Raw genomic sequence first — 23960 nt, 5'->3', positions numbered from 1 at the left:
CCAGCTTGCCTGACGTAAATATGCGCATGAATTGTGTCTCGCACAAGACCCGCGACCCTGACGGGCGGCGCAGGCCCATGATTCTATAGCTCGCGCAGCACTGGCGCCGCCTTCTGTCCCAGAATGCGCCAGGTGCCGGCAAGGCCGATGCCGACGGTCATCACGAGCGCCGTCACCACCGTCATCACGGCGACGTCCGGCAGGAAGCTCGACGGCAACTTCATGATCGTGCTCACCACGAACCAGGCCGCCACGCCGCCGGCCAGAAGCGCGAAGACGGCGGTCGCCAGCCCGAGTATCAGATATTCGTAGCTGAAGGCCCGGATCAGTGTCGCCCGCGTCGCGCCCAGCGTTTTGAGTACAACGGCGTCGTGAACGCGTGCCCGGTTGCCGGCCGCAAGTGCGCCGGCCAATACCAGCACGGAGGCGATGAGCGCCACCGCCGCCGCCGCGCGGATCGCCGTCGCAAGCTGCCCGACCAGTTCGTTGACCACGTCGAGCGCGTCCTTGACGCGCACGGTGGTGATCGTCGGGAACGCATTGGTGACGGCTTTCAGCGTCGCGGCTTCCTGCTCGGCACTCGCTTTTGGATCGATCATCGTTGCCAGCCAGGCATGCGGCGCGCCAGCAAAGGTATTTGGCGAGAAGACCATGACGAAGTTGATCGACAGCGATTCCCATTCGACCGTGCGGAAATTGGCGATGCGCGCGGTGATGTTGCGGCCGAGCACGTTGACCGTCACGGTGTCGCCGATCTTCAGGCCGAGTTCCTTGCCCTCTTCTGCGGCGAAGGAAACGAGCGGCTCGCCGGTATAATCCTCCGGCCACCATTGCCCCTCGGCGAGCGTCGAATTCTCCGGCACGCGCTTGGCATAGGTGATGCCGCGGTCGCCGCGCAGCACCCATTGTCCGCCCTGGGGCACCTTGACCTTGGCGACCTCGACGCCGTTCAACTCCATCACGCGGCCGCGCAGCATCGGCACCTCGATGATCTTGCCATCGGGCATGTTGCTCTTCAGTACGTCGCGGAACCCGTCGAGCTCGCTGCCCTGGATATCGACGAAGAAGAAATTCGGCGCCCGCTCCGGCAGGTTGCCGGTGAGTTCGCGGCGCAGGTTTCCGTCGATCAGCGTCAGCGTCACGAGCAGCGCGAGGCCGAGGCCGAGCGACAGCACGACGGAGGCGGTGAGCGCGCCGGGCCGGTGGATGTTGCCGATGGCCAGCCGCAGCGACGGCGAATTGACGCGCGGGCTGCGCCGCGCCAGCATCGTGATCAGCATGGCGACGACGCGCAGCACGACAAAGGCAAAGGCGATCGCGCCGAGGAAGACCATGGCGATATAGCGGTCATAGGCCGTGACGATGGCAAGGCCGGCAAGGGCCGCAAGAAACAGTGCCGCACCGAGCAGATAGGGCCAGCTCGGCAGACGGCTCTTCTGAAAACCCTGTTCGCGGAACAGCGCCGTCGCCGGCACTTCGCGGGCATGGCCGAGCGGCAGGATGGCGAAGGCGAGCGCCGTCAGCAGGCCGAAGACAGCCGCCAGCAGCAGCGCCGAGGGGTAGAGCGCCGTTTCCGCCGGCACCGGCAGCACGCCGTCGAGGAAGCGCATGGCGACCATCGGCATCAGCGCGCCGGCAACGAGCCCGATGGCGATGCCAACGGCGGCGATCAGCGCGATCTGCGTGAGATAGATCAGCGCCACCAGCGAGGCGGGCGCACCGAGGCACTTGAAGGTGGCGATGACCGAACGCTTGGAATCCAGATAGGCGCGCACGGCATTGGCCACGCCGACGCCGCCGACGATCAGCGCAGTCAGGCCGACCAGCGTCAGGAACTGCGAGAAACGGGTGATGTTGGCCGTCAGCGAGGGCGCGGCACTGTTTGCGGTGCGGATCGACCAGCCGGCTTTCGGAAATGCCTTGTTGGCATCGGCACGGATCTTGGACAGCGAAAGGCTCTGGTCGGCAAGCCGCACGCGATAGGCGTTTTCGACGAGGCTGCCGGTCTGAACGAGGCCGCTTGCCGTCAGCGCGTCTTCCGACAGCATGAGGCGCGGCGCGAAGCCAAAGCCTTCCGACACGGCATCCGGCTCGCGCACCAGCGTTCCGGTGATCTTCAGCTTCGCCGTGCCGAGCAGCACCTCGTCGCCTATGGCGACGCCGAGCCGGTCGAGCAGCAGGGGTGCTACGACCGCGCCATAGGCGTCACCCTGCTTGGCGAAGAGCTCGGCGCTCGGCCGCTGCGGCGCGGTCTCCAGCGTGCCGTAAAGCGGATAGGCGCCGTCAACCCCCTTGGCCTCGACCAGTGTCTGGTCCGATCCGTCGGGCAGGCGCGCCATGGAGCGCAGGCCGGAAGACAGGGAAACATCGCCCAGCGACTGGAAATGTTTCAGCTCCTCGGGTGTCGCAAATCGGTTGTTGAACTCGAAGCGCACATCGCCCGCCAAAAGCGACTGGCCCTGCGAGGCGATGGCCTGGGTGATGGCGCTCGAGACCGAATTGACCCCGGCGATTGCCGCCGTGCCGAGCGCGATGCAGGCGAGGAAAATGTAAAAACCCTTCAGCCCGCCGCGCATCTCGCGCAGCGCCAGGCGAAAGGCCAGCGGAAACTGCCGCAGGATCCCGCCGATCCTCATGCCGGCACCGCCTGGGCCGTAGCGCGCGCAGGGGTCGCACCGGAAACGATCTCACCGGAGCGCATGGCGACCTGCCGGCCGCAGCGTGCGGCCAGTGCGGGATCATGCGTCACCAGCACCAGCGTCGTGCCGCGCTCGGCCTGCTTGGCAAACAGCAGATCGGCGATTTGCCGGCCGGTCTCGGTGTCGAGATTGCCCGTCGGCTCGTCGGCGATCAGCAGTTTCGGCGCGGGCGCCAGCGCGCGGGCGATCGCCACGCGCTGCTGTTCGCCGCCAGAGAGCTGGCCGGGGTAATGCGACAGGCGCTCGCCGAGACCGACCGCCGTCAGCTCGCGCCGGGCGATCTCGAAGGCATCGCGCACATTGGCAAGCTCCAGCGGCACGGCGACATTTTCCAGCGCCGTCATGTTGGGAATGAGGTGGAAGGACTGGAAGACGATGCCGATATTGCGGCCGCGGAAGTCCGCCACCTGATCCTCGTTCATGCCGTGCAGGCCTGCACCGTCGATGTGGATTTCACCGCTGTCCAGCCGCTCCAGACCGGCCAGCACCATCAGCAGCGTCGACTTGCCGGAACCCGAGGGGCCGACGATACCGACCGATTCACCCGCATCGATGACAAGGTCGATCCCTTTCAGCACATGGACGGAGGCGGCGGCCTGCCCGAGAGTGAGATCGGCTTTTTTCAGGTCGATGATGGTTTTGGCCAAGGAATTCTGCCCTATATGGGAGGGATAAACTGGAATACCGGCAATCTAGGATCAGCGACATGTCGTTTAAAGCAGTGCTCGGCTTTTTCGCCTCACTTGCAATCACAGCTTTGTTATCCGCAGGCGCGGCCCTTGCCGAGCCTATCAAGCTCGTCGGCTTTGGCGACAGCCTGATGGCCGGATACCAGCTGCCCGCCTCCGATGCGTTTCCGGTGAAGCTGGAGGCCGCGCTGAAGGCCAAGGGTTACGACGTCGAGATCACCAATGCCGGCGTGTCCGGCGATACCAGTTCCGGCGGTCTTGCCCGGCTCGACTGGTCGGTGCCTGATGGCACGAAAGGCGTCATCCTCGAACTCGGCGCCAACGATGCGCTGCGCGGCATCGCGCCGGAGGAGACGGAGAAGAACATCGACGCCATGCTGACGCGGCTGAAGGAGCGCGGCATCGCCGTTCTGCTCGCCGGCATGCTCGCGCCGCCCAATATGGGTGCGGACTACGAAAAGCGCTTCAATGGCATCTATCAGCGCATGGCCGAAAAGCACGGCGTTGCGCTCTATCCATTCTTTCTGGATGGCGTCGCCGCCCAGGCCGACCTGCAGATCGACGACGGCATGCACCCCAATCCGGCCGGCGTCGACGTGATGGTCGCGAAGATCCTGCCCACGGCGGAGGCCTTTCTGAAATCCGTCATAGCCGGGGAATAGTTTTTGCGGGTGCGAAATAAGGGTTGCCTAAAAAGGCGCCGCATGATTCGCTGACAGTATTCCAGTCGGGAGAAGTCGCCATGCCGAGACTTTTCGTTGCCCTCGAAGTGCCGCGCAACGCGGCAATGAGCCTCTCGCTTCTGAGAGGCGGTCTTCCAGGAGCCCGCTGGATCGACGTCGAGAATTTTCACATCACGCTGCGCTTCATCGGCGATATCGACGGCCGCACCGCCGACGAGGTGGTCGACAAGCTCGACCGCATCGAGCGCCCCGAATTCCAGCTCACGCTGCAGGGCATGGGCTCCTTCGGCTCCAAGAAGCCGCATTCCATCTATGCCGGCGTGACGCCGGCGCCGGAAATGTATGCTCTCCAGGCGGAAATCGAGCGCATCTGCCAGCGCCTCGGCTTGCCGGCCGATCCGCGCAAGTTCACCCCCCATGTAACGCTCGCCCGCCTGCGCAACGTCCGCCCCGAAGATGTCGCCCACTACCTCACCGGCCGCGGCAATTTCCACACCGCCCCCTTCAGCGTGAACCGTTTCGTGCTGATGTCCTCGAAGGAATCGGTCGGCGGTGGGCCGTATCTCACCGAAGAGGTGTTTCCGCTTTACGACGCCGGCGGCGGTTGGGATGGGGCGGAATTGCACGACCATCCGGTCTGAACTGTTCCCGCGATTCGATACCGCCCCCCTTGCCATCGGCCGCTCCGATGGGCATCTGTGGGCCTACGTTGAAACAGCCGGGGCGTGACTTGTCGCAAGCACCCATGATCTTGAGCGGCCGCGGGGTCACCGCGGTGCTCGGCCCGACCAATACGGGCAAGACCCACTACGCAATCGAGCGCATGGTGGCACATGAGACGGGCATTATCGGCCTGCCTCTGCGCCTTCTTGCGCGCGAGGTCTATACGCGGCTTGTCGACAAGGTCGGGCAGCACAATGTGGCGCTCATCACCGGCGAGGAGAAGATCACGCCTCATATGGCGCGCTTCTCGGTCTGCACGGTGGAGGCCATGCCGCGCGAGACGCGCGCCTCCTTCGTCGCCATCGACGAGGTACAGCTCGCCGGCGATCTCGAGCGCGGCCATATCTTCACGGATCGGGTGCTGCATCTCAGGGGCCGCGACGAAACGCTGCTGCTCGGCGCCGGCACGATGAAGCCGATCCTCGAGCAGATGCTGCCCGGCATCCATGTCATCGAGCGCCCCCGCCTCTCCCAGCTGTTCTATGCCGGCTCGAAGAAGATCACTCGCCTGCCGCAGCGCACCGCCATCGTCGCGTTTTCAGCCGACGAGGTCTATGCGATCGCCGAGCTCATCCGCCGCCAGCGCGGCGGGGCCGCGGTGGTGCTGGGCGCACTCAGCCCACGCACCCGCAACGCCCAGGTCGCGCTCTATCAGGAAGGCGACGTTGAATATCTCGTCGCCACCGATGCGATTGGCATGGGCCTCAATCTGGATGTCGACCATGTCGCCTTCGCGCAGGACCGCAAATTCGACGGCTACCAGTTCCGCAATCTGAACCCCGCCGAACTCGCCCAGATCGCCGGCCGCGCCGGCCGCCATCTGCGCGACGGCACGTTTGGTGTGACGGGCCGCGTCGATCCCTTCGACGACGAGCTGGTCAAGCGCATCGAGACCCACCAGTTCGACCCGGTGAAGGTGCTGCAATGGCGCACGACCCGCTTTGACTATTCCTCGCTCCAATCGCTGCGCCTCTCGCTCGAGGCCGCCCCGCCGATCGCAGGCCTGACGCGCGCGCTGCCGGCCGTCGACCAGCAGGCGCTGGAACACCTTTCGCGTTATCCCGACATTCGCGACCTTGCGACGACGCCGGAGCGCGTGCAAAAACTCTGGGAGGCCTGCGCGCTTCCCGACTATCGCCGCATCACGCCCGCCCAGCATGCCGATCTCATTTCGACGCTCTATGCGGATCTCGTAAAGCGTGGCACGGTTAACGAGGATTTTATGGCGGATCAGGTCCGCCGCGCGGATCGCACCGATGGCGAAATCGACACGCTTTCGGCGCGAATCGCGCAGATAAGGACCTGGACCTATGTATCGAATCGGCCCGGTTGGCTTGCCGATCCGACACACTGGCAGGAAAAGACGCGGGAAATCGAAGACCGATTGTCCGATGCGTTACATGAACGGTTGACGAAACGCTTTGTTGATCGCAGGACATCTGTGCTCATGAAGCGCCTGAGAGAGAATGCAATGTTGGAAGCTGAAATCAGTGTGAATGGCGATGTCTTCGTGGAAGGACATCATGTCGGGCAGTTGGCCGGTTTCCGGTTCACGCTTGTCTCCGGAACCGAAGGTCCCGACGCGAAGGCCGTGCAGGCTGCTGCGCAGAAGGCGCTCGCGCTGGAGTTCGAAGCCCGCGCTGCGCGCCTGCATGCCGCCGGCAATGCCGATCTCGCGCTGGGCTCCGACGGCACGGTGCGCTGGCTCGGCGATCCCGTCGCCCGTCTCGCCGCTTCCGATCACATCATGCGCCCACGCGTCATTCTGCTCTCCGACGAGCAGCTGACGGGCAATGCGCGCGACCATGTCGCCGCCCGCATCGAGCGTTTCGTGAACCACCACATCGCGACGGTTCTCAAGCCGCTCGACGACCTCTCGCGAGCCGAAGACCTGCAGGGTCTCGCCAAGGGTCTCGCCTTCCAGCTCGTCGAGAACCTCGGCGTGCTGTTCCGCCGTGATGTCGCCGATGACGTCAAGACGCTTGACCAGGATGCCCGCGCCTCCATGCGCAAGCACGGCATCCGCTTTGGCGCCTACCACATCTTCATGCCCGCACTCCTGAAGCCGGCACCGGCCGAACTCATCACGCTGCTATGGGCGCTGAAGAACGACGGCCTCGACAAGCCAGGTTATGGCGACCTGATCCCGGTGCTCGCCGCCGGCCGCACGTCCGTCGTCACGGATCCGAGCTACGAGCGCGCCTTCTACAAGCTTGCCGGCTTCCGTTTCCTCGGCAAGCGCGCGGTGCGCATCGACATCCTCGAGCGCCTTGCAGACCTCATCCGTCCGCTTCTCCAGTGGAAGCCGGGCACGCCGCGTCCCGATGGCGCCTATGACGGCCGCCGCTTCACCGCGACGACTGCCATGCTCTCCATCCTCGGCGCGACGCCCGACGATATGGAAGAGATCCTCAAGGGTCTCGGTTACCGCGCCGACAGCGTGAAGCCCGAGGAGGCAGCCGCCTTCCTCGCCGCCCAGGCTCCGGCCGCCGCCGCAACGGAAACCCCGGTGGAAGCCGCTGCGGAAACCTCCGACGAACACGATGCCGATGCATCGGACGAAAGCGAAACCCCGGCCGCAGCCGCCGAAGCGCCTGCTGCTGAAACCGTGGACGCTCCGGCAGCGGCGGACGCCGCCGTCGAAGGCGAGGTGGTAGAAGCCAAGCCCGTGCTGCTCTGGCGTCCGGGCTCGCGTCACGACAACCAGCGCCAGGGCGGTCATCGCCACGGTGGCGAGCGCCAGGGTGATCGTCAGGACCGGGGCGAACGCCGCGGTGGTGACCGCAACCGTGGCCAGCAGGCCGGTGAACGGGGCGAGCGCGGTGAACGCCGTGACGGCGGCCGTGGTGGCCGCCCGGATCAGGGCAAGGGTGGCCGCGACGGAAAGCCGCAGGGCGGCAACCGTCTCGACCGTGGTGATCATCGGGGTGACCGCAACGACCGCTCGGCCAAGCCGCAGCAGGCGAAATTCGAGGCCCGGCCGCCCCGCAAGGAGAAGCCGTTGGATCCGGATTCGCCCTTCGCAAAGCTCGCAGCGCTCAAGGAGCAACTGAAGAAGTAAGGCATGACGCGACACGAAGAACAGGCCGCCGCGCGCCAGCGCATCGACAAGTGGCTGTTCTTCGCGCGCCTGCGCAAATCCCGTTCGCTCGCGGCAAAATCCGTCGAAGCCGGTGATGTCCGGGTCAACGATCTCGCCATCCGCCAACCCTCGCATATGGTGCGGCCGGGCGACGTGATCGTGCTGTCGCTCGACCGTCACGACATGGTGGTGAAGGTGCTGTTGCCGGGCGAGCGGCGCGGCCCCTATGAGGAAGCCCGCCTGCTCTATCACGACATGACGCCGCCCCGGCCACCGCGCGAAGAGCGCACTCTTTTCGCGCAGGCGACACGCGAGCGCGGTGCCGGGCGCCCGACGAAACGCGAGCGCCGCGAGATCGACCGGCTGCACGGCGGTCCCGGCGACGACGAGGATTAGAATTCTATACCTCCGAGGCGCATAAAGGCGCATCTATTGCGCTTGCCAAGCGCTTGCAAAGCCTTTACCTCCACCACCGGATAGCCTTGCGCGGGTGAGGTTTTTCGCCCCGGTCCCCGTCAGGGTGACCACGAGCTACCGCCCGCTTCGTGACGTTTCTGGAGTTCCTCATGACATATGTCGTGACCGACAACTGCATCCGCTGCAAGTACACGGACTGCGTGGAAGTGTGCCCCGTCGACTGTTTCTACGAGGGCGAAAATTTCCTCGTCATCCACCCCGACGAATGCATCGATTGCGGCGTCTGCGAACCGGAATGTCCCGCCGAGGCGATCAAGCCGGATACCGAGCCGGGTCTCGACAAGTGGCTGAAGGTCAACACGGAATTCGCCGCGATCTGGCCCAACATCACGGTCAAGCGGGACGCCATGCCCGAGGCCAAGGAGATGGACGGCGTCGAGAACAAGTACGAGCAGTTCTTCTCGCCGAATCCCGGCAAGGGCGACTGAGCCTCGCCACCGGCGACAAGCGATCTGGGGAAAAAAGCATGTCCGCGCCAAAAGGCGATGGGACAGGCTTGATGACCCATGCGAAGCAAATTATTGATTTCGGCACTTTTTTGTGGTAGGGTCCGGATACTGATCCAATTCGCGGCATTTTGCGTGCCCGAACACCACCACGAAAGCAAACGATCCCTTAACGACGCTCACCTCCCATAGGCAACTCCGGTTGCTCAAATGTGAACGCGTCGCCGGGGACCTTTTTGCGCATGGAGGGTGGACCAGAGTGGTGACACCGCAACGGTGCCCCCGTCTTTCCCGGGTCCCCAGACCCACCCGGCCCCGCCGGGAGCGTAACAGGGAGTATTTGAACAGAATGACGACCCAGCAGAAGAAATCCTCCACGCGCCATGGCTTCAAGACCGGCGAGTCGATCGTCTATCCCGCTCACGGCGTTGGCCAGATCGTTGCCATCGAAGAGCAGGAAGTCGCCGGCATGAAGCTCGAGCTTTTTGTCATCGATTTCGAAAAGGACAAGATGCGCCTCAAGGTGCCGGTTGCCAAAGCCGTTTCCATCGGCATGCGCAAACTGTCGGAGACCGATTTCGTCGAGCGTGCGCTGAAGGTTGTCCAGGGCAAGGCCCGCGTGAAGCGCACCATGTGGTCGCGCCGCGCGCAGGAATACGATGCCAAGATCAATTCCGGCGACCTGATCTCGATCGCCGAAGTGGTCCGTGACCTTTACCGCGCTGAAAACCAGCCGGAACAGTCCTATTCCGAGCGTCAGCTCTATGAAGCCGCCCTTGATCGCATGGCCCGCGAAATCGCCGCCGTGAACAAGATGTCGGAAACCGAAGCTGTTCGCCTCGTCGAGACGAACCTCGCAAAGGGTCCGAAGCGCGGCAAGGCCATCGAAGAAGATGATAGTCAGGACGAAGCGGCCTGATTTAGGGCGCTGTCCAAACTTTTAAAGCCCGGCTGGCAACAGCCGGGTTTTTTATTGGAACTTTTTTGCACCTTCACCGTTGTGATGCCGAGAACGACCGCTTGCAAGAGGGGTCGGCACCTTGGTGTCGCCGCGAAATTTGCCCGAAATCCATTCTCGGGCATTCGCCACCCTTTCTGAGACGTCTTCTCTCAAGGGCGACAGGGCCGGCGCGCGCCTCCCTGTGCCGGTTCGGCTAACGTGGAGAGTGCCATGGCTACGACGACCGCAGACCGCCGCATGATCAAACTTGCCATGTCCGCTCCCTATCTGGAGCGCGACGAGGAACAGGCGTTGGCCCAGGCCTGGAAGGACAAAAAGGACCAGGAAGCCCGCAACCGCATCGCCATGGCTCATATGCGCCTGGTCGTTTCGATGGCCGGCAAGTTCCGCAACTTCGGGTTACCTCTCGGCGACCTCGTCCAGGAAGGTTATATCGGTCTCCTGGAGGCCGCCGCCCGCTTCGAGCCGGAGCGGCAGGTCCGCTTTTCCACCTATGCCAGCTGGTGGATTCGCGCCTCCATTCAGGACTATGTGCTGCGCAACTGGTCGATCGTCCGCGGTGGCACCAGTTCGGCGCAAAAGGCGCTCTTCTTCAATCTCCGGCGGCTTCGCGCCCGTCTTGCCCGTGGCGACAGCTATCTGACCACCGAGGCGATGCATCAGGAGATCGCCGCTGCGATCGGTGTGAGCACCGCCGATGTGCGCACCATGGATGCGCGCCTCTCCTCCTCTGACATCTCCCTGCAAGCCCCTGTTTCCGCCGGTGACGGCGAGGGCTCGAGCCGCATGGAGTTCCTGACCAGCGACGCACCGCTTCCCGACGAACAGGCGCAGGACAGCATTGACGGCGAACGCCGCCATCACTGGCTGCATGCCGCTCTCGGCCAGCTCAATGAGCGTGAAATGAAGATCATTCGCGCCCGCCGGCTTGCGGAAAATGGGGCTACGCTGGAGGAACTGGGCACGGTGCTTGGAATTTCCAAGGAGCGGGTGCGCCAGATCGAAAACCGGGCGCTGGAAAAGCTGAAGGCCGTGCTGGTCAGCAAGACGACGGATTTCGCCTACGCTTAAGGTGTTTTACGGCGGCGTGTGGACCCTCGGGTCGAGCCCGAGGATCAATGCGGCACGGCACACCCTAACGGGCGTTCCCTCATTCGCTGATGATCTTGAACTTCTCGCCCGGCCGCACCGTGCTCGTCGCCGTCATCGCATTGATGAGGCGGAAGAGGTCGAGTTTGCGCTCGGTGCCCATCATGCGGCCGGCCAGCGTGGCGACCGTGTCGCCGGCGCGCGCCGTCACGACGCGCACGCGTAGCGGTTTCAGCGAGGCGACTTCCGCCGGCGTGAGCTTGCGGAACGAACTCTTGAGGATCGCCGCCGTCGGTTCCAGCGCCTTCGAGCCTGCCGGCACAGCCGTCAGGAAGCGGTAGATCTGCTTGTCGATGCGCACGACCGTGACGTCGAATTCCCAGCGGTCGGCGGCCGCCTTGGCGGTCGCGGCCTCAAGACCGTTCAGCGAGATCGGGCGGATCGTCTCCGGCTTCAGGCCGGTCACCCATCCGCTCGAGATATAGTTGACGAGATCCTGACCGCGGCTGTCGGCCACGCCGTCGAAGCGGATGGCGACGTCACCCGGACCGGTCGCCAGCACCGCATCGGCCTTGTTGTCGATCTGGAAGCCGTTGGGCACGTCGAAGCGGATGCCGAGCTTGCCGTGCATGAAGGTCTGGCCGCGCACATAGCCCTCTTCCGGCGCATCGCCGTAGAGGAGGCCATCGATGCCGGCGAGATAATAGTCGCGGCCGCGGTCGCCGATCGTGCCTTCCGCCCCAAAGGCGCGGGCATGCAGGCGGGCCAGCTCCACGCGTTGCGGCGCGTTCGGGTGGCTCGACAGGAAGTCGAGGCTCTGGTCGTTGTCGGGATCAACAGCCGTGAAGCGGGCATAGGCCGCCATGGAATCGAGAAAGCGCGCGGCGGCATAGGGGTCGTAGCCCGCTTCGCCCAGCATGCGCACGCCGATCACGTCGGCCTGGAGTTCCTGGTTGCGCGAGAAGGCGGCGAGCCTGAGCTTGCCGCGCGCCAGCGCCTGCTTGCCGGCAATGTTGCTGGAGAGCACCTCGGCCACCACGCGGCTGGCGATGACCTCGGCCTCTTCCTTCTTCTGCCGCTCGATACCGTGATTGGCCGTCACGTGCGCCATTTCGTGCGATAGAACGGCTGCGACTTCCGAGGCGTCGTTTGCCAGCGCCAGCAGGCCGCGCGTCACGTAGAGATAGCCGCCCGGCAGCGCGAAGGCGTTGATGGCGGGCGAATTCAGTATGGTGATGCGGTAAGACTGGTTCGGGTTTTCCGAAACGAGCGTCAGCGCCCCGGTGATGCGCGCAACGAGTTTCTCCGTCTTGGCATCCTTGTATTCGCCGCCATAGCTCGCGACGATGCGGGGATGTTCACGAGCCCCCATCTGGGCGCGCGGATCGTTCTTCTGCACCTCATCGACGATCTGCGGATTGGAGGAGGGCGAGATCGTCGGCTCGTAGGTCTGCTCGATGATCGACTGGCAGCCGGCCAGCAGCGTGCCGGCCAGCATCAGCGCCGCGATGGGTCTCAAAACCCCGCGCCCGGATACCGTTGCAGCTGCCTGCGTTACCTTCGCCATCTCTCTTGCCCACGCCCCCTGATGGGTTCACGCCCGCCTTGCATCCCTAAGGTGCAGCGCAGGTGCAAAAATTCGCGTCCTCATAGGGATGAGATAGACGCACCACACCCGGCCGGCAACTCCCTGGTCGACAAACGGTTCCCTTGTGGCTCCGGTGACACAGGTGGGCGTCCAAATTGTGGCGCGACATCCCGTCAAAAGATAACTCTTCCGGCTAAATGGTGGTGTGGCCGAGGAATTTTGCAACTGCCGAGGGCTCGCGGCGGGACAGGAAGTCACGCGCCGGTTCATCCAGCAGAATGACACCCGCTTCCAGGAAAATCACCTCCCCGGCGAGACGGCGGATATCGTCGGGCTGGTGAGTGATGAACAGCATGGTGCTTTTCGTCTCGGCACGCAGCTCCGACAGCAGCTTCGCCATATCCGCCCGCATGGCGGGATCGAGCGCGGCGAAGGGTTCGTCGAGCAGCAGGATCGGCCGGCGGCGCACCAGCGCGCGGGCCAGCGCCACGCGCTGCCGCTCACCGCCGGAGAGCGAGCCGGGCAGGCGTCGCTCGTAGCCGCCGAGCCCGACGCGCGAAAGCGCCGCGAACACGCTCTGACGTTGGGCAGTGTCGAGCTTCAGGCCCGGATGGATGCCGAGCGCCACATTGTCGGCGATGGTGAGATGCGCGAAGAGATTGTTGTCCTGGAAAATGATCGAGACGGGTCGTTCAGCCGGATCGCGCCCGGCCATGTCCTCTCCGAGCAGCGTGACGCTGCCCGACGCCGGCTTCTGGAAGCCGGCGATGACGTTGAACAGCGTCGATTTGCCGGCACCCGAGGGGCCTGCCACCGCGACGGCCGCACCGGCGGGAATGGCGCAGTCGAAGGCGAGCCGCTTCTCGTCGAAACGCACGGTGACATCAGTCAGGCGAATGGCGGCATCAGGCATCGGCGGACGGGCTTTCGGTTGGGCGTTCGGTGGCTGTAGAGGGCAGCGTCAGCAGCAGGCATATCACGCCGAGAATGAGGGCGATGCCTGCGGCATCCGCCGTGCGGTAGCTTGCCATGCGCGAGAACAGCAGCCAGGGCAATGTCGCAAACCCTTCCGCGCCAAAAATCGCGACGGCGCTTAAATCGCCGAGCGACAGCGCCATGGCGAAGGCGAAGGCGGTGAGGAACGGTTTTTTCAGCGCCGGCCAGTCGATCCATCGCAGGCGATGCATCCCGGTGACGCCGAGACTGAGCGCAAGCCGGGCGGTGCGTGTGAGATGCGTGCTGTAGGCCGGTTCCAGCACGCGTACCACGAAGGGCAGTGCCATCAGCGCATTGATGACGGTGATGATGACCGGCGCGAAACGCCCGGTCTCACCGAAGGTGCGCAGCATCAGGAACCAGCCGGTCGCCACCACGACGGGCGGCACCAGCAGGATCAGCGATCCCGTCGCGGGCAGCGCCCGCGCCATCAGACGCGTGGCAAGCCCGGCGCCGCCGGTCTCGGCCAGACGCGGCAACAGCACGATGGGCAGCGCGATGGCGAGGCTGAGGCAGCCGGAGGCGAAGGAGATGGCGAGGCTCGTGGCAAGCGCCCGATGCAGGAGCGGATCGAGCGCCAGCCGGCCGAAATCGGCCGAAAGGCCGGAGACGAGCGTGGCGGCAAGCGGCGCCGCGGTGAACAGCGTGAAGACGAAGAGAATGAGGCCATCGCACAGACGGCGGCGCCGGCCGTCGAAGCGCCTGATATCCCGCCCCGCCGTCATGCCCTCTTCCGGTGGGCGGCCGAACAGCGAGAGCAGCCAGATCAGCACGCCCGTGACGGCGATCTGCAGGCCCGACAGAAGCACGGCGCGCTCCGGGTCAAAATCGAAGCGCAGCGCCTGGTAGATCGCCACCTCGATGGTGGTTGCCGCCGGCCCGCCGCCGAGCGTCAGCACCACGGTGAAACTCGCCGCGCAGAGCATGAAGATCAGGCCGGCGATACCTGGCAGGACACGCCGAATAACTAGCCATTCGATGAGCCGGAAGGTCGCGCCGCTGCCCATGCCGAGATTGGCCGAGGTCAGCCAGTATTCCGGCGGGATGCGATCGAGCGCCGCCAGCAGGAAGCGCGCGGCGAGCGGCAGGTTGAAGAAGACATGGGCGATCAGAATTCCGGCAAGGCCATAGACGCTGATGGGGCTTTCCAGCCCACCGAGCCGCAGCAGGTCGTTGACGACGCCCTGCCGCCCCCAGATCTCGATGATGCCGAGCGCCGCCACCAGCGCCGGAAGGCCGAGCGGTACGACGGAGAGCCGGAGAATCCACACGCGGCCCGGAAAGGTCCGCTGGCGGGCCAAGGCGCGAGCGACGGGAATGGCGAGCACCACCGACAGGAGCGTCGAGAGCGTCGCCTGCATCAGCGTGAACTGCGCCACCCGCCAGGTATAGGCATCGAAGAGTGGGGTGCCGCTGCCGCCGGCATGGGCCAGCAGCACCGCCGTCGCTGCGCCCGCGAAGAGGAGCACGAAGCCGAGGGCAAGGCCCCCGGCGACACGCAGCGTGCCTCGTTCCGCGCGGGCGAACATTTTCAATCGCTCCTTACTTGGCGCTCATCACGGCCAGCCATTCGTCAATCCAGGCCTTGCGGTTGGCGGCGACCTCGTCGGATGGCATCAGGAAGGTCTTTTCCGGCTTCACCAGCGCGTCGAAGGCGGCGGGCAGTGGGTCTTTCGTCTTGGCGGCCGGCATCATCCAGTTGGTTTCCGGAATGATCGACTGGAAATCCGGGCCGGTCATGAAGGTCAGGAACTGGCGGGCGAGGTCCTTGTCGTCGGAGGTCCGCGTCAGGCCGGCAACCTCGATCTGCACATAGTGACCCTCGGAGAAGGCGGCCGCCTTGTAGCGCTCGGTCTTTTCCGCGATCACGTGATAGGCCGGCGACGTCGTGTAGGAGAGCACCATCGGCGCCTCGCCCTTGGTGAACAGGCCGTAGGCTTCCGACCAGCCGGGCGTGACGGTCAGCACGCGGTTTTTCAGCTTGCCCCAGGCCTCGCCGGCTTTGTCGCCATAGACGGATTTCACCCAGAGCAGCAGGCCGAGGCCTGGCGTGGAGGTGCGCGGGTCCTCGATGACGATCTTCTGCGCGGGATCGCCCTCGACCAGTTCCTTGAGGCTCGTCGGCGGGGTCTTTACCGCCTCGGTGTCATAGACGACGGCGAAGTGGCCGTAGTCATAGGGCAGGAACGTATCGTCAGAAAAACCGCCCGGTACGGTCAGGTTCTCAGGCGAAAGGCCATGCGCCTCGAAAAGGCCGGTCGCCTTCGCCTCGGTGATCAGGTTGGTGTCGAGCCCGAGCACGACGTCGGCCTTGGTGCCTTCACCTTCGAGCTTCAACCGCGTCAGAAGCTCCACGCCATCGGCAACACCGACCCACTCGACCTTGCAGCCGCAGGTCTTCTCGAACTCTTCCTTGACCTTCGGGCCGGGGCCCCAGTCGGATACGAAGCTTTCATAGGTATAGACGGTCAGCGTCTTTTCCTGCGCGAAGGCGGGCAGGGCGAAAGATACGGCGAGCGCCGCGAGGGAGGAAAGAACTGTCTTGCGCATCCGCGCCTCCTTGTTTCGTCAAAACGGGAATAGGGCGCTGGATTGTGCCGTCTAATCCCTCCGCCGGTACAAACCGGATCAGGTTCTTCGGGTTGGCGGTAAGGCCTCTCAGCCCGCAAACCTGCGGGCACCCCGTTAGAGCGAAAAAAGGCATAGTCCCGGAAACGTCACCGCGCAAGGGGTGGGGAGGCGGCAAGCGGGTGGTTTGGCCTGTTCCATCGGAAACAGCGGCACACGAAGGGATGTGAGATCTTCAGATCACCGGATGAGAGAGGCTCATCCTCAACCAGAGATCAGGAGAGACCCCATGCGCAAGTTCATCGTTTCCGCCGCCGTTGCCCTCGTCGCCTCCGTCTCCTTCGCGGCCCCCTCGCAGGCCGGTTACTACGGCTACGACTACCAGCCATACTGCTTCATCAAGAAGATCAAGTCCTACGACTACTACGGCAATGTCGTCATCAAGCGCATCAAGGTCTGCCGCTGAGCGACCCGGCCACTGACCTCCCCGAAGGCCCGGATGTTCCCCTGCATCCGGGTCTTTTGCCGTTTGCGCTCTACCGTGTGGTACGCTACTCCGCCGGTTCCGTCGCAAGCCGTGCCTGACGGTTGCACACCGCGCGATACCAGACATAGGAGCCGATCGCCATCAGGCCCATCGAGGGAATGATCGTGCCGAAGGCGAAGAGCGGCATGCCGATGGCGGCGGCGATCAGGCCGGCGAGGAAGCCGGAGCCCATCTGGATGAAGCCCATGGCGGCGGAGGCCGAGCCGGCAATATGCGGGAAGGGCTCCATGGCGGCCGTCATCATATAGGGCATGACGAAGGCGATGCCGAAGGCATAGAGGCCGACCGGGCCCATGACGCTGAGGAAGATCGGTGTTTCCAGGAGATGCGAGGCCAGCGCGATGAAGATGCTGGCGACGCCGATGAAGGAAAGACCGGCCGGAACGAGCCGGTCGGGCGTGAACTTGCGCATCAAAAGGCGCACGACGACCGTGCCGGCGAAGAAGAAGCCGGACTGCATGAGCATGCCGACGCCGAACTGGGTGGGCGTCAGGCCGACGCGGTCGATCAGCACGAAAGGCAGCATGGTGGCCTGGCCGTAGAGCGCGCCGACGGCACCGGCCATCACGAGCGTGGCGGAAACGAAGCGGCGGCTCATGGCGAGTTCGCCGTAGCCGCGCAGGATCGGGCCGATATGGCCCTTGGCCGGATCGGGTACCGTGGTCTCGCTCATGCAGAAATAGACCGCACCGCAGGCGGCGAGCGCAAAACCCACCATCAGGAAAAAGATCGACTGCCAGCCGAACAGGCCGAGCGCGAAGCCGCCGAGCGTCGGCGAGACGGCCGGGCCAATGGCGAGCATCATGCCCACCATGTTCATGATACGGGCAGCCTTGGTGCCGGTGAACTGGTCGCGTACGATGGCGCGCGAGACAGTCATGCCGACGGAAGCGCCGATGCCCTGCACGAGGCGGCCGGCAAGCAGCACACCGACGGATGGCGCGAAGGCGGCCATCAGGCTTCCCAGGAGATAGACGGACATGAAGATCAGCGTCGTCTTGCGCCGCCCGAGCACGTCCGACGTGGTACCAGAGACCAGCTGGGCCAGCGCGAAGCCGGCGAAATAGAGCGAGAGCGTCAGCTTGATTGCCGATTCCGTTGAGGAGAAGGCGTGCACCAACTGGGGCATGGCCGGCGTATAGAGCGCCATCGAGACCGGGCCGAGCGCCACCAGGAACGCGCTGATGATGCTGGTGCGCCGCTCGCTCATGCGCGGCAAGGTCATTGCGCCAGTTCCTTGACGAGGGCCAGCGCGGCACTGTCTTCTTCGAGGGCGAACAGATTGGCGCGCAGTTGCTTCAGCTTTTCGCGCATGGCTTCGAGGTCCTGCTCGCCGATGCCGCTCGTTACATGCTGCATGAGTTCGATCTGCTCGTCGCGGATATTGCCAATCAGCGCGCCGGCGGTCGGTGTCGTATAGATCAGCTTAGCGCGGCGGTCTGAGGGATCCGGGCGCCGCTCTATGAAGCCGAGGCTCTGCAGGCGGTCGAGATAGGTCGAAAGCGTCATCGGCTCGATGCCCATACGCTGCGCGATGTCGAGCTGGCGGCTGCCTTCCAATGTGGCGATGCGTACCAGAGTGCGCGCTTCCCCCGGCGTCAGGCCGAGACCGGCAGTGGCGATGCGGCGCTCGAAGGCGCTGCGGAGCATGCGGGCAACGTCGATGAGGACGAAACCGAGTGCGTCGGGATCGGGTCTGGAGGGCATGATCACTTTCTGAGTTATGTAAGTTTACCTTACTATGCGGCGCTAGAATGGACAACCGTCAAGCTAGAGCGACAGTGCATGGCTGCTTTGCGAAACGGCAAATGCACCCTTGACGAAACCGTTGCCGCGGGCTGGAATGCCTTAAGTTTCAAGGGGATTCCTTCATGACCGGTTCGATGCTATTCGGCGCCTTCATGGCTGCTCTGCTCTATGTGCTTATCCCCGGTCCGGCGTTTCTCGCCCTTCTCGGCATCGGGGCCGGGCAGGGCCGCAAGGCGGGCGCGCTTTTCATGGGCGGGCATCTTGCCGGTGATCTCCTGTGGTCCACATTGGCGCTCGTCGCCATCGTCGGCGCCAAGACGATCGGCACGATGGTGTTCGATGTGCTCGGGCTACTCTGCGGTTTCTATCTCGCCTGGATCGGCTGGTCTGCGCTGCGTGCCAAGCCGCGGCAGGACGGTGCCGCCGTCATGACCGTTGAAAAGCCGCTGCGCCGCGGCCTCGTCTTCGGCCTCACCAATCCCAAGGGCTATCCGGTGGCGCTGGCGACTTTCACGGCGCTGCTCGCCGGCTCGTCCAACGCGCTGGATTTCGACGCGCTACCCGCTTTGCTCGGTGTGTCCTTCTTCGGCTTCCTGATGGCGGACATCATCCTGATCGGCATCATTGGCGCCGGCATGGTGCGCCGTTTCTACCGCCGCCACGAGCTGGCGATCGTGCGCATGTCGGGGCTGCTCTTCATGGGTTTTGCCGTTCAGGCCGTCTGGCATGCCGCGCCTGGCCTGCTCGGCTGGCGCAAACCCTAGGCGATCACCGCGGGAAAACGGATCGTTACGCGGAGACCACGATCGTGCGCGCCGCTTTCCAGCGCCATGGTCGCCTCGAACAGCGTGGCGATCTCCTCGACAATCGGCAAGCCGAGGCCCATGCCGGGCGCATCGCGGTGGTCGCCACGCGAAAATCGCTGGCGCACGAGACTGCGGCGCTCGGGCGGGATGCCGGGGCCATTGTCCTCGACAGTGAGCAGAACGGTATTGGCCGCCTCGCGCACGCTGACCGTCACCACCGCGCCGTCACCGGCATAGGCGAGCGCATTTTCCACGAGGTTGCGCAGCAGTTCGCCGAAGAGCAGCGGCTCGGCGCGGGCAAAGGCAGGACCATCGCCCTCGTAGCCGAGATCAATGCCGGCGTCGGCGGCGGAGGGTACACGGTCGGCCGTCAGCTGCTGGGTGAGGGCCGCGATGTCGATTGGCACCGGCTTCTGCGGCTCGTTGGAGCCGGCAGCGTCGATCTTTGCCATCAGCAGGAGCTGAGCGAGGATACGCTCGGCATGCGCCACGGCGGCATCGCCCTTGCGGGCGGCCTCCTGCGCTTCCTCCAGCGTACTGGCCCGGCCGGCGAGCGCGAGCTGGGTGCGGATGATGGCAAGCGGCGTTCTGAGCTGATGGCTGGCATTGCCGGAAAAATGCCGGAGCGCATCGAGCGCCGATTGCAGGCGCACCATGAAGGAATTGACGGTCACGACGAGGCCCTGCACCTCGCTCGGCACGCGCTGCTCGATCGGGTGCAGGTCGTTCGGGTTGCGCTCGGCAATCGCATCGCTCAGCCGGTAGAGCGGGCGCAGCGACACGGTGACGGCGATCCAGACGATGGTGGCGGCACCGGCGATCATCATGGCAAGCCGCAGTGCCGAGCGCAGCAGGATCGCCTGCGCCAGCTGGCGCCGCGCGATGGTGGTCTCGGCGACTGTCACGGCGAAGGGCACGGAATTGATGCCGGTCGAGGCGGAGCGTTGCAGCACGGCGATGCGGATCGGTTCGCCGCGGAAGGTCGCATCCTGATAGGCTGTTGCCTGCCCTCGCATGTCGAGGATGGTCGGCAGGGTCTGGTAACCGGTGATGAACTGGCCGGGCGGACCATCGACGCGGTAGAAGACGCGATCCTGCGCCGCCGAGGTCAGCATTTCCAGCGCGACATAGGGAATGTCGACTTCAAGCGCGCCGTTTTCCGTGACCACGACGCGCTCGGCGATGGCGAGCGCGGAGCCGGCCAGCACGCGGTCGGAGACGACATTGGCGGTCTTCACGGCTTCCCGCCAGGTATCGACGAGTGCAATGACGCCGATCACGGCCGTCGAGACGAGCAGCCAGGCGAGCAGGCGGCGACGCAGCGAGGAGGCGGGAAGGAGGGTCAAGCCGCACTCGCCTTGTCGAGATAGTAGCCGATGCCGCGGGCGGTGCGCACGGTAAGGCCGTGCGGCGCAAGACGCTTCCTGAGCCGGCTAACATATTGTTCGATGGCGTTGGCGGAGAGGTCGTCGTCGAAGGCCGCGAGGGACTGCATGATCGCCTCTTTCGAGACCACTTTCCCCGCGCGCATAAAAAGGATTTCCAGCAGGCCGACCTCGCGGGCCGGAATATCGAGCGGCGCGCCGTCGGCGGAGAAGGTACGGGAGTTGAGATCGAGCGCGATGGCGCCATAGGTGATCGCCGAGGAGCGCAGGCCGGCCTGCCGGCGTAGCAGCATGCGCACGCGCGCCTCGAATTCCGAGATATCGAAAGGCTTGATCATATAGTCGTCGGCGCCGAGATCGAGGCCGCGCACCCGTTCGTCCGGGGCGCCGCGCGCCGTCAGGATCAGCACGGCGGCCTTGCTCTGGCGGGCACGCATGGCGCGCAGCACGTCAAGCCCGTCCATCTCGGGCAGGGTCAGGTCGAGGATGACGAGATCGAAATTCTCCGACGCGATGGCAGCATCCGCCGAGGTGCCGTCGCGCACCACGTCCACCGCATGGCCCGTGCCCTTGAGGATCGCGAAAAGGCCATCCGCCAGGGCTTCGTTGTCCTCGACCAATAGAATGCGCAAGCGTGTTGTCCTCCCTACTGGACCTTAGCGGTGGCGGCTGCACTTGTGAACATGCCCTTGCTTTGGCAAGGTCGCGCCATGCGTCTTGTCCTCACCCTTCTCGCGCTGCTTTCCGCGCCGCTTTCCGCCTTCGCCGATGCCACCCTGTTTCCGGCGCGCGACGGCAATGCGCAGGCGCCAGTCCTTGTCGTCTATTCCTCGCTCGACGAACCGCTGGCGCGGCCGATGATCCGCGGGTTCCAGGCGGCCAATCCCGATGTCGCCGTGCGCTATGAGGAAATGCTGACCGGCGAGGTGCATGACCGCATCGTGCGCGAGACCGATGCGGGCGAGAAGACGGCGGATTTCGCCTTCTCTTCGGCGATGGACCTGCAGGTCAAGCTCAGCAATGACGGTTACGCCCAGCGCAGCGACCTGCCGATGAGCGACCGCTGGCCGCAATGGGCCAACTGGCGCAACACCGCCTATGCGTTGACCTTCGAGCCGGCCGTCTTCGTCTATCACAAGCCGAGCTTCAAGGGTCGCAAGCCGCCGGCCTCGCGGGCGGAGTTCGTGGACTATCTCAAGAGCGAGGGCGAGAAGGTCTTCGGCCGCATCGGCACCTACGACATCGAGCGATCCGGCGTCGGTTTCCTCTTCATGGCGCGCGACCAGGAGCAGTTCGGCGATATCTGGACCGTGATCCAGGCGATGGGGGCGGCCGGCGTCAAACTGTACTCGACGAGTTCGGCGATCCTTGAACGCGTCGCCGACGGCCGCTTCGTGCTCGGCTACAATATCCTCGGCTCCTATGCCGCCGACTGGGCCTCGCGCGATCCGAATGTCGGCATCGTGCTGCCGAAGGATTATACCGTCGTCATGTCACGCATCGGCCTCGTGCCGCAGGCGGCGGCCTCGCCGGAACTCGGCCGGCGCTACCTCGCCTTCTTCATGTCAAAGGAGGGCCAGGAAATCCTGTCGCGCGAATTGCAGATCGCCGCCGTCAGCCCCGATGTCTCCGGTTCCAATACGGCGCGCACCATGAGCGCGCTGCTCGGCGCGCAGCTGAAACCCGTGCCTGTCAGCCCCGGCCTGATGGTCTATCTCGACCAGGTCAAACGCGCCCGGTTGATCGCGCGCTGGAACGAGGTTCTGCGCAAGCAATAGGCCGGTTTTTGCGGCTGTCGTATCCCGTCCGGCCTCTCGACAACACGCCGCCGTGCTCCATGTCAGTTAGATGTCAGCTTTTTGTGCTGGTTTAGGGCTCTTCATCGTCCGTGGAGGCGGACGGGAGATCGGGAGGAGACTTCAGCCGAATTTTTCAGCGCCCGCGAACCAAAACGTTCGCGCCGCCACGGCTGCCTATCCCCCGCCATCGAAACGTGCGCGAAAACCGCGCCTGACGGAGGACAGACCTTTGAAACATTTCTTCCTGGCATCCCTTATCGCCGGCGCCATGGCGCTTCCGGCCTTTGCCGCCGATTATTCTATCATCGCGCCGGCCGGCCCCGGCGGCGGCTGGGACCAGACGGCCCGCTCGATCCAGACCGTTTTGCAGGATGAGAAGATTTCCGGCAGCGTGCAGGTGACGAACGTTCCGGGCGCCGGTGGCACGATCGGTCTTGCCCAGTTCGCCAGCCAGAACAGCGGCAATCCGAACGCCCTCATCGTCGGCGGCTATGTCATGGTCGGCGCGATCCTCACGAACCAGTCGCCGGTTTCGCTGAAGGACGTGACCCCGATCGCCCGCCTCACCGGCGAATATGAAGCGATCGTCGTCCCCGCCGCCTCGCCGATCCAGAACATGGAAGACCTGATCAAGGCCCTGAAGGCCGATCCGGGCGCCGTTTCCTGGGCTGGCGGCTCGGCCGGCGGCACGGACCACATCACGGCCGGCCTGATCGCCAAGGCTGCCGGCGTCGATCCGACCAAGATCAACTACGTCGCCTATGCCGGCGGCGGCGAGGCACTGGCCGCCATTCTCGGCAACCAGGTGACCGCTGGTATCTCCGGTTATGGCGAATTCGAAGGCCAGGTGAAGGCTGGCACGCTGCGCCTGATCGCCATCTCCAGCGACGCACGCATCGAGGGCATCGACGGCCCGACGATCAAGGAAAGCGGCCTCGACGTCGTCGTGCAGAACTGGCGCATGATTGCCGCCGCCCCCGGCCTTTCGGCCGAGCAGGTCACGGCGATCAACGGCGATATCGAAAAGATGGTCAAATCCGCCGCCTGGCAGGACATCCTGAAGACCAAGGGCTGGCAGGACACCTACCTCGCCGGTGATGCCTTCAAGGCGCAGCTCGACAAGGATGTCGCGGCGACCGAAAGCATCCTCAAGGATATCGGGCTCGTCAAATGAGCGAGGTCTCGTCCTCTCACGCGCGAGGAAAGCGCCGCCCTGACCGGGCGGCGCTGGTCATCGGACCCGCGCTCCTCATCGTCGCCGCCGTGATCTGGTGGGATGTCGCCCGCATCACCGCCGTCAGCAATGTCGCGCCCATCGGTCCCGCCACGGTGCCGCACTGGATCGCGATCGGCCTCGTGATCCTGGGCATCTGGACCATTTTCGAGGCCTGGCGCGGCGATTTCCCGGTGCGCGAGCCCGTCGCCCGCATGCCGGTCATCTGTCTCGTCGCGGGCCTCGCCGCGCAGATGCTGCTCTTGAAACCGGCCGGCTTCTCGATTGCGACGGGCCTGCTCTTCGCGCTCACCGCCTGCGGCTTCGGCCGGCGCAAGCTCTGGGCGACCATCCCGATCGGTATCGCGCTTTCCTTCGTCGTCTGGGTGATCTTCGCCAAGCTGTTGCAGCTGTCCCTGCCGGCCGGGCCGCTCGAACGCCTGTTTTTCTAAAGGGGCGA

The 23960-nt window shown here is 64.8% G+C and carries 22 protein-coding genes and 1 riboswitch; of the genes, 12 read left to right on the top strand and 10 right to left on the bottom strand.

The features are described from left to right. Positions 1 to 83: 83 nt before the first annotated feature. Positions 84 to 2636 carry an ABC transporter permease gene (locus D0Y60_RS17680; protein WP_117371292.1) on the bottom strand — a complete coding sequence of 851 codons (2553 nt, stop codon included), beginning with the start codon at positions 2634 to 2636 and terminating at the stop codon, positions 84 to 86. After that, positions 2633 to 3346: an ABC transporter ATP-binding protein gene (locus tag D0Y60_RS17675; protein ID WP_117371291.1), complete on the bottom strand. Its 714-nt coding sequence runs from the start codon at positions 3344 to 3346 to the stop codon at positions 2633 to 2635. The genes D0Y60_RS17680 and D0Y60_RS17675 overlap by 4 nt, the downstream gene beginning before the upstream one ends. Before the next feature lie 59 nt (positions 3347 to 3405). Between D0Y60_RS17675 and D0Y60_RS17670 the strand changes: the two genes are divergently transcribed. From D0Y60_RS17670 to D0Y60_RS17640, 7 genes are all read left to right on the top strand, one after another. Continuing rightward, a complete protein-coding gene (locus D0Y60_RS17670) occupies positions 3406 to 4050 on the top strand; it encodes an arylesterase (protein ID WP_117371290.1) in 645 nt (214 codons plus the stop codon). A gap of 80 nt (positions 4051 to 4130) precedes the next feature. Further along, positions 4131 to 4712, top strand: a complete 582-nt coding sequence (gene thpR / locus D0Y60_RS17665; protein WP_117371289.1) for an RNA 2',3'-cyclic phosphodiesterase — start codon at positions 4131 to 4133, stop codon at positions 4710 to 4712. Positions 4713 to 4816: 104 nt separating this feature from the next. After that, positions 4817 to 7855, top strand: coding sequence for a helicase-related protein (locus D0Y60_RS17660; protein ID WP_199564226.1), 3039 nt, complete (start codon positions 4817 to 4819; stop codon positions 7853 to 7855). 3 nt (positions 7856 to 7858) lie between these two features. Continuing rightward, positions 7859 to 8272, top strand: coding sequence for an RNA-binding S4 domain-containing protein (locus tag D0Y60_RS17655; RefSeq protein WP_117371287.1), 414 nt, complete (start codon positions 7859 to 7861; stop codon positions 8270 to 8272). A gap of 170 nt (positions 8273 to 8442) precedes the next feature. Then, positions 8443 to 8781, top strand: coding sequence for a ferredoxin FdxA (fdxA, locus tag D0Y60_RS17650; RefSeq protein ID WP_117371286.1), 339 nt, complete (start codon positions 8443 to 8445; stop codon positions 8779 to 8781). Positions 8782 to 9148: 367 nt separating this feature from the next. Continuing rightward, positions 9149 to 9718 carry a CarD family transcriptional regulator gene (locus D0Y60_RS17645; RefSeq protein ID WP_117371285.1) on the top strand — a complete coding sequence of 190 codons (570 nt, stop codon included), beginning with the start codon at positions 9149 to 9151 and terminating at the stop codon, positions 9716 to 9718. A 252-nt stretch (positions 9719 to 9970) separates the two neighbouring features. Then, complete coding sequence (locus D0Y60_RS17640; protein WP_117371284.1) at positions 9971 to 10831, top strand: RNA polymerase factor sigma-32; 861 nt, start codon at positions 9971 to 9973, stop codon at positions 10829 to 10831. Between the two features lie 79 nt (positions 10832 to 10910). Here D0Y60_RS17640 and D0Y60_RS17635 read toward each other — a convergent pair whose 3' ends face one another. The 4 genes from D0Y60_RS17635 to thiB all read right to left on the bottom strand — a co-directional run bounded on the left by D0Y60_RS17635 (position 10911) and on the right by thiB (position 15983). Next, positions 10911 to 12347: a M48 family metalloprotease gene (locus tag D0Y60_RS17635; RefSeq protein ID WP_245409219.1), complete on the bottom strand. Its 1437-nt coding sequence runs from the start codon at positions 12345 to 12347 to the stop codon at positions 10911 to 10913. A 283-nt stretch (positions 12348 to 12630) separates the two neighbouring features. Then, entirely contained in the window at positions 12631 to 13350 is a 720-nt protein-coding gene (gene thiQ, locus D0Y60_RS17630; RefSeq protein WP_117371282.1) for a thiamine ABC transporter ATP-binding protein, read from the bottom strand. Further along, the gene (gene thiP / locus D0Y60_RS17625) at positions 13343 to 14962 is read right to left on the bottom strand and encodes a thiamine/thiamine pyrophosphate ABC transporter permease (RefSeq protein WP_117371281.1); all 1620 of its coding nucleotides are present in this window, start codon (positions 14960 to 14962) and stop codon (positions 13343 to 13345) included. The genes thiQ and thiP overlap by 8 nt, the downstream gene beginning before the upstream one ends. A gap of 13 nt (positions 14963 to 14975) precedes the next feature. Further along, positions 14976 to 15983, bottom strand: coding sequence for a thiamine ABC transporter substrate binding subunit (gene thiB / locus D0Y60_RS17620; protein WP_117371280.1), 1008 nt, complete (start codon positions 15981 to 15983; stop codon positions 14976 to 14978). A 38-nt stretch (positions 15984 to 16021) separates the two neighbouring features. Next, positions 16022 to 16128, bottom strand: a riboswitch (TPP riboswitch). Between the two features lie 162 nt (positions 16129 to 16290). Between thiB and D0Y60_RS24775 the strand changes: the two genes are divergently transcribed. Beyond that, on the top strand, positions 16291 to 16467 hold the full coding sequence (locus D0Y60_RS24775) for a hypothetical protein (RefSeq protein ID WP_158565505.1): 177 nt from the start codon (positions 16291 to 16293) through the stop codon (positions 16465 to 16467). Between the two features lie 85 nt (positions 16468 to 16552). On the opposite strand, the gene D0Y60_RS17615 is transcribed toward D0Y60_RS24775, so the two are convergent. Next, the gene (locus D0Y60_RS17615; protein WP_117371279.1) at positions 16553 to 17773 is read right to left on the bottom strand and encodes a multidrug effflux MFS transporter; all 1221 of its coding nucleotides are present in this window, start codon (positions 17771 to 17773) and stop codon (positions 16553 to 16555) included. Further along, positions 17770 to 18255, bottom strand: coding sequence for a MarR family winged helix-turn-helix transcriptional regulator (locus D0Y60_RS17610; RefSeq protein ID WP_117371278.1), 486 nt, complete (start codon positions 18253 to 18255; stop codon positions 17770 to 17772). The genes D0Y60_RS17615 and D0Y60_RS17610 overlap by 4 nt, the downstream gene beginning before the upstream one ends. Before the next feature lie 164 nt (positions 18256 to 18419). Here D0Y60_RS17610 and D0Y60_RS17605 point away from each other — a divergent pair, with 164 nt between their 5' ends. Then, positions 18420 to 19061 (top strand): LysE family translocator, encoded by a 642-nt coding sequence (locus tag D0Y60_RS17605; RefSeq protein ID WP_117371277.1) that lies wholly within the window; start codon positions 18420 to 18422, stop codon positions 19059 to 19061. Here D0Y60_RS17605 and D0Y60_RS17600 read toward each other — a convergent pair. After that, positions 19058 to 20449 (bottom strand): sensor histidine kinase, encoded by a 1392-nt coding sequence (locus D0Y60_RS17600; protein WP_117371276.1) that lies wholly within the window; start codon positions 20447 to 20449, stop codon positions 19058 to 19060. The two genes, D0Y60_RS17605 and D0Y60_RS17600, sit on opposite strands and share 4 nt — an antisense overlap. Then, on the bottom strand, positions 20446 to 21120 hold the full coding sequence (locus tag D0Y60_RS17595; RefSeq protein WP_117371275.1) for a response regulator transcription factor: 675 nt from the start codon (positions 21118 to 21120) through the stop codon (positions 20446 to 20448). Before D0Y60_RS17595 ends, D0Y60_RS17600 begins: the two co-directional genes overlap by 4 nt. A gap of 78 nt (positions 21121 to 21198) precedes the next feature. Here D0Y60_RS17595 and D0Y60_RS17590 point away from each other — a divergent pair, with 78 nt between their 5' ends. The 3 genes from D0Y60_RS17590 to D0Y60_RS17580 all read left to right on the top strand — a co-directional run bounded on the left by D0Y60_RS17590 (position 21199) and on the right by D0Y60_RS17580 (position 23952). Continuing rightward, a complete protein-coding gene (locus D0Y60_RS17590) occupies positions 21199 to 22266 on the top strand; it encodes an ABC transporter substrate-binding protein (RefSeq protein ID WP_117371274.1) in 1068 nt (355 codons plus the stop codon). Between the two features lie 250 nt (positions 22267 to 22516). Continuing rightward, entirely contained in the window at positions 22517 to 23461 is a 945-nt protein-coding gene (locus D0Y60_RS17585) for a tripartite tricarboxylate transporter substrate binding protein (RefSeq protein ID WP_117371273.1), read from the top strand. Beyond that, positions 23458 to 23952, top strand: a complete 495-nt coding sequence (locus tag D0Y60_RS17580; RefSeq protein WP_117371272.1) for a tripartite tricarboxylate transporter TctB family protein — start codon at positions 23458 to 23460, stop codon at positions 23950 to 23952. Before D0Y60_RS17585 ends, D0Y60_RS17580 begins: the two co-directional genes overlap by 4 nt. The last annotated feature ends 8 nt before the right edge of the window (positions 23953 to 23960 follow it).

The sequence above is a fragment of the Shinella sp. WSJ-2 genome, assembly GCF_003432075.1.
Taxonomy (GTDB): domain Bacteria; phylum Pseudomonadota; class Alphaproteobacteria; order Rhizobiales; family Rhizobiaceae; genus Shinella.
This window is presented reverse-complemented; position numbering and strand designations above follow the sequence as displayed.

Coding starts and splice junctions, on each gene's coding strand:
- D0Y60_RS24775 (WP_158565505.1), top strand. CDS start 16,291: ATGCGCAAGTTCATCGTTTCCGCCGCCGTTGCCCTCGTCGCCTCCGTC.
- D0Y60_RS17615 (WP_117371279.1), bottom strand. CDS start 17,773: ATGACCTTGCCGCGCATGAGCGAGCGGCGCACCAGCATCATCAGCGCG.
- D0Y60_RS17670 (WP_117371290.1), top strand. CDS start 3,406: ATGTCGTTTAAAGCAGTGCTCGGCTTTTTCGCCTCACTTGCAATCACA.
- thiB (WP_117371280.1), bottom strand. CDS start 15,983: ATGCGCAAGACAGTTCTTTCCTCCCTCGCGGCGCTCGCCGTATCTTTC.
- D0Y60_RS17655 (WP_117371287.1), top strand. CDS start 7,859: ATGACGCGACACGAAGAACAGGCCGCCGCGCGCCAGCGCATCGACAAG.
- D0Y60_RS17645 (WP_117371285.1), top strand. CDS start 9,149: ATGACGACCCAGCAGAAGAAATCCTCCACGCGCCATGGCTTCAAGACC.
- D0Y60_RS17640 (WP_117371284.1), top strand. CDS start 9,971: ATGGCTACGACGACCGCAGACCGCCGCATGATCAAACTTGCCATGTCC.
- D0Y60_RS17590 (WP_117371274.1), top strand. CDS start 21,199: ATGCGTCTTGTCCTCACCCTTCTCGCGCTGCTTTCCGCGCCGCTTTCC.
- D0Y60_RS17635 (WP_245409219.1), bottom strand. CDS start 12,347: ATGCTGGCCGGCACGCTGCTGGCCGGCTGCCAGTCGATCATCGAGCAG.
- D0Y60_RS17680 (WP_117371292.1), bottom strand. CDS start 2,636: ATGAGGATCGGCGGGATCCTGCGGCAGTTTCCGCTGGCCTTTCGCCTG.
- D0Y60_RS17605 (WP_117371277.1), top strand. CDS start 18,420: ATGACCGGTTCGATGCTATTCGGCGCCTTCATGGCTGCTCTGCTCTAT.
- thiQ (WP_117371282.1), bottom strand. CDS start 13,350: ATGCCTGATGCCGCCATTCGCCTGACTGATGTCACCGTGCGTTTCGAC.
- D0Y60_RS17610 (WP_117371278.1), bottom strand. CDS start 18,255: ATGCCCTCCAGACCCGATCCCGACGCACTCGGTTTCGTCCTCATCGAC.
- D0Y60_RS17580 (WP_117371272.1), top strand. CDS start 23,458: ATGAGCGAGGTCTCGTCCTCTCACGCGCGAGGAAAGCGCCGCCCTGAC.
- thpR (WP_117371289.1), top strand. CDS start 4,131: ATGCCGAGACTTTTCGTTGCCCTCGAAGTGCCGCGCAACGCGGCAATG.
- D0Y60_RS17660 (WP_199564226.1), top strand. CDS start 4,817: ATGATCTTGAGCGGCCGCGGGGTCACCGCGGTGCTCGGCCCGACCAAT.
- fdxA (WP_117371286.1), top strand. CDS start 8,443: ATGACATATGTCGTGACCGACAACTGCATCCGCTGCAAGTACACGGAC.
- thiP (WP_117371281.1), bottom strand. CDS start 14,962: ATGTTCGCCCGCGCGGAACGAGGCACGCTGCGTGTCGCCGGGGGCCTT.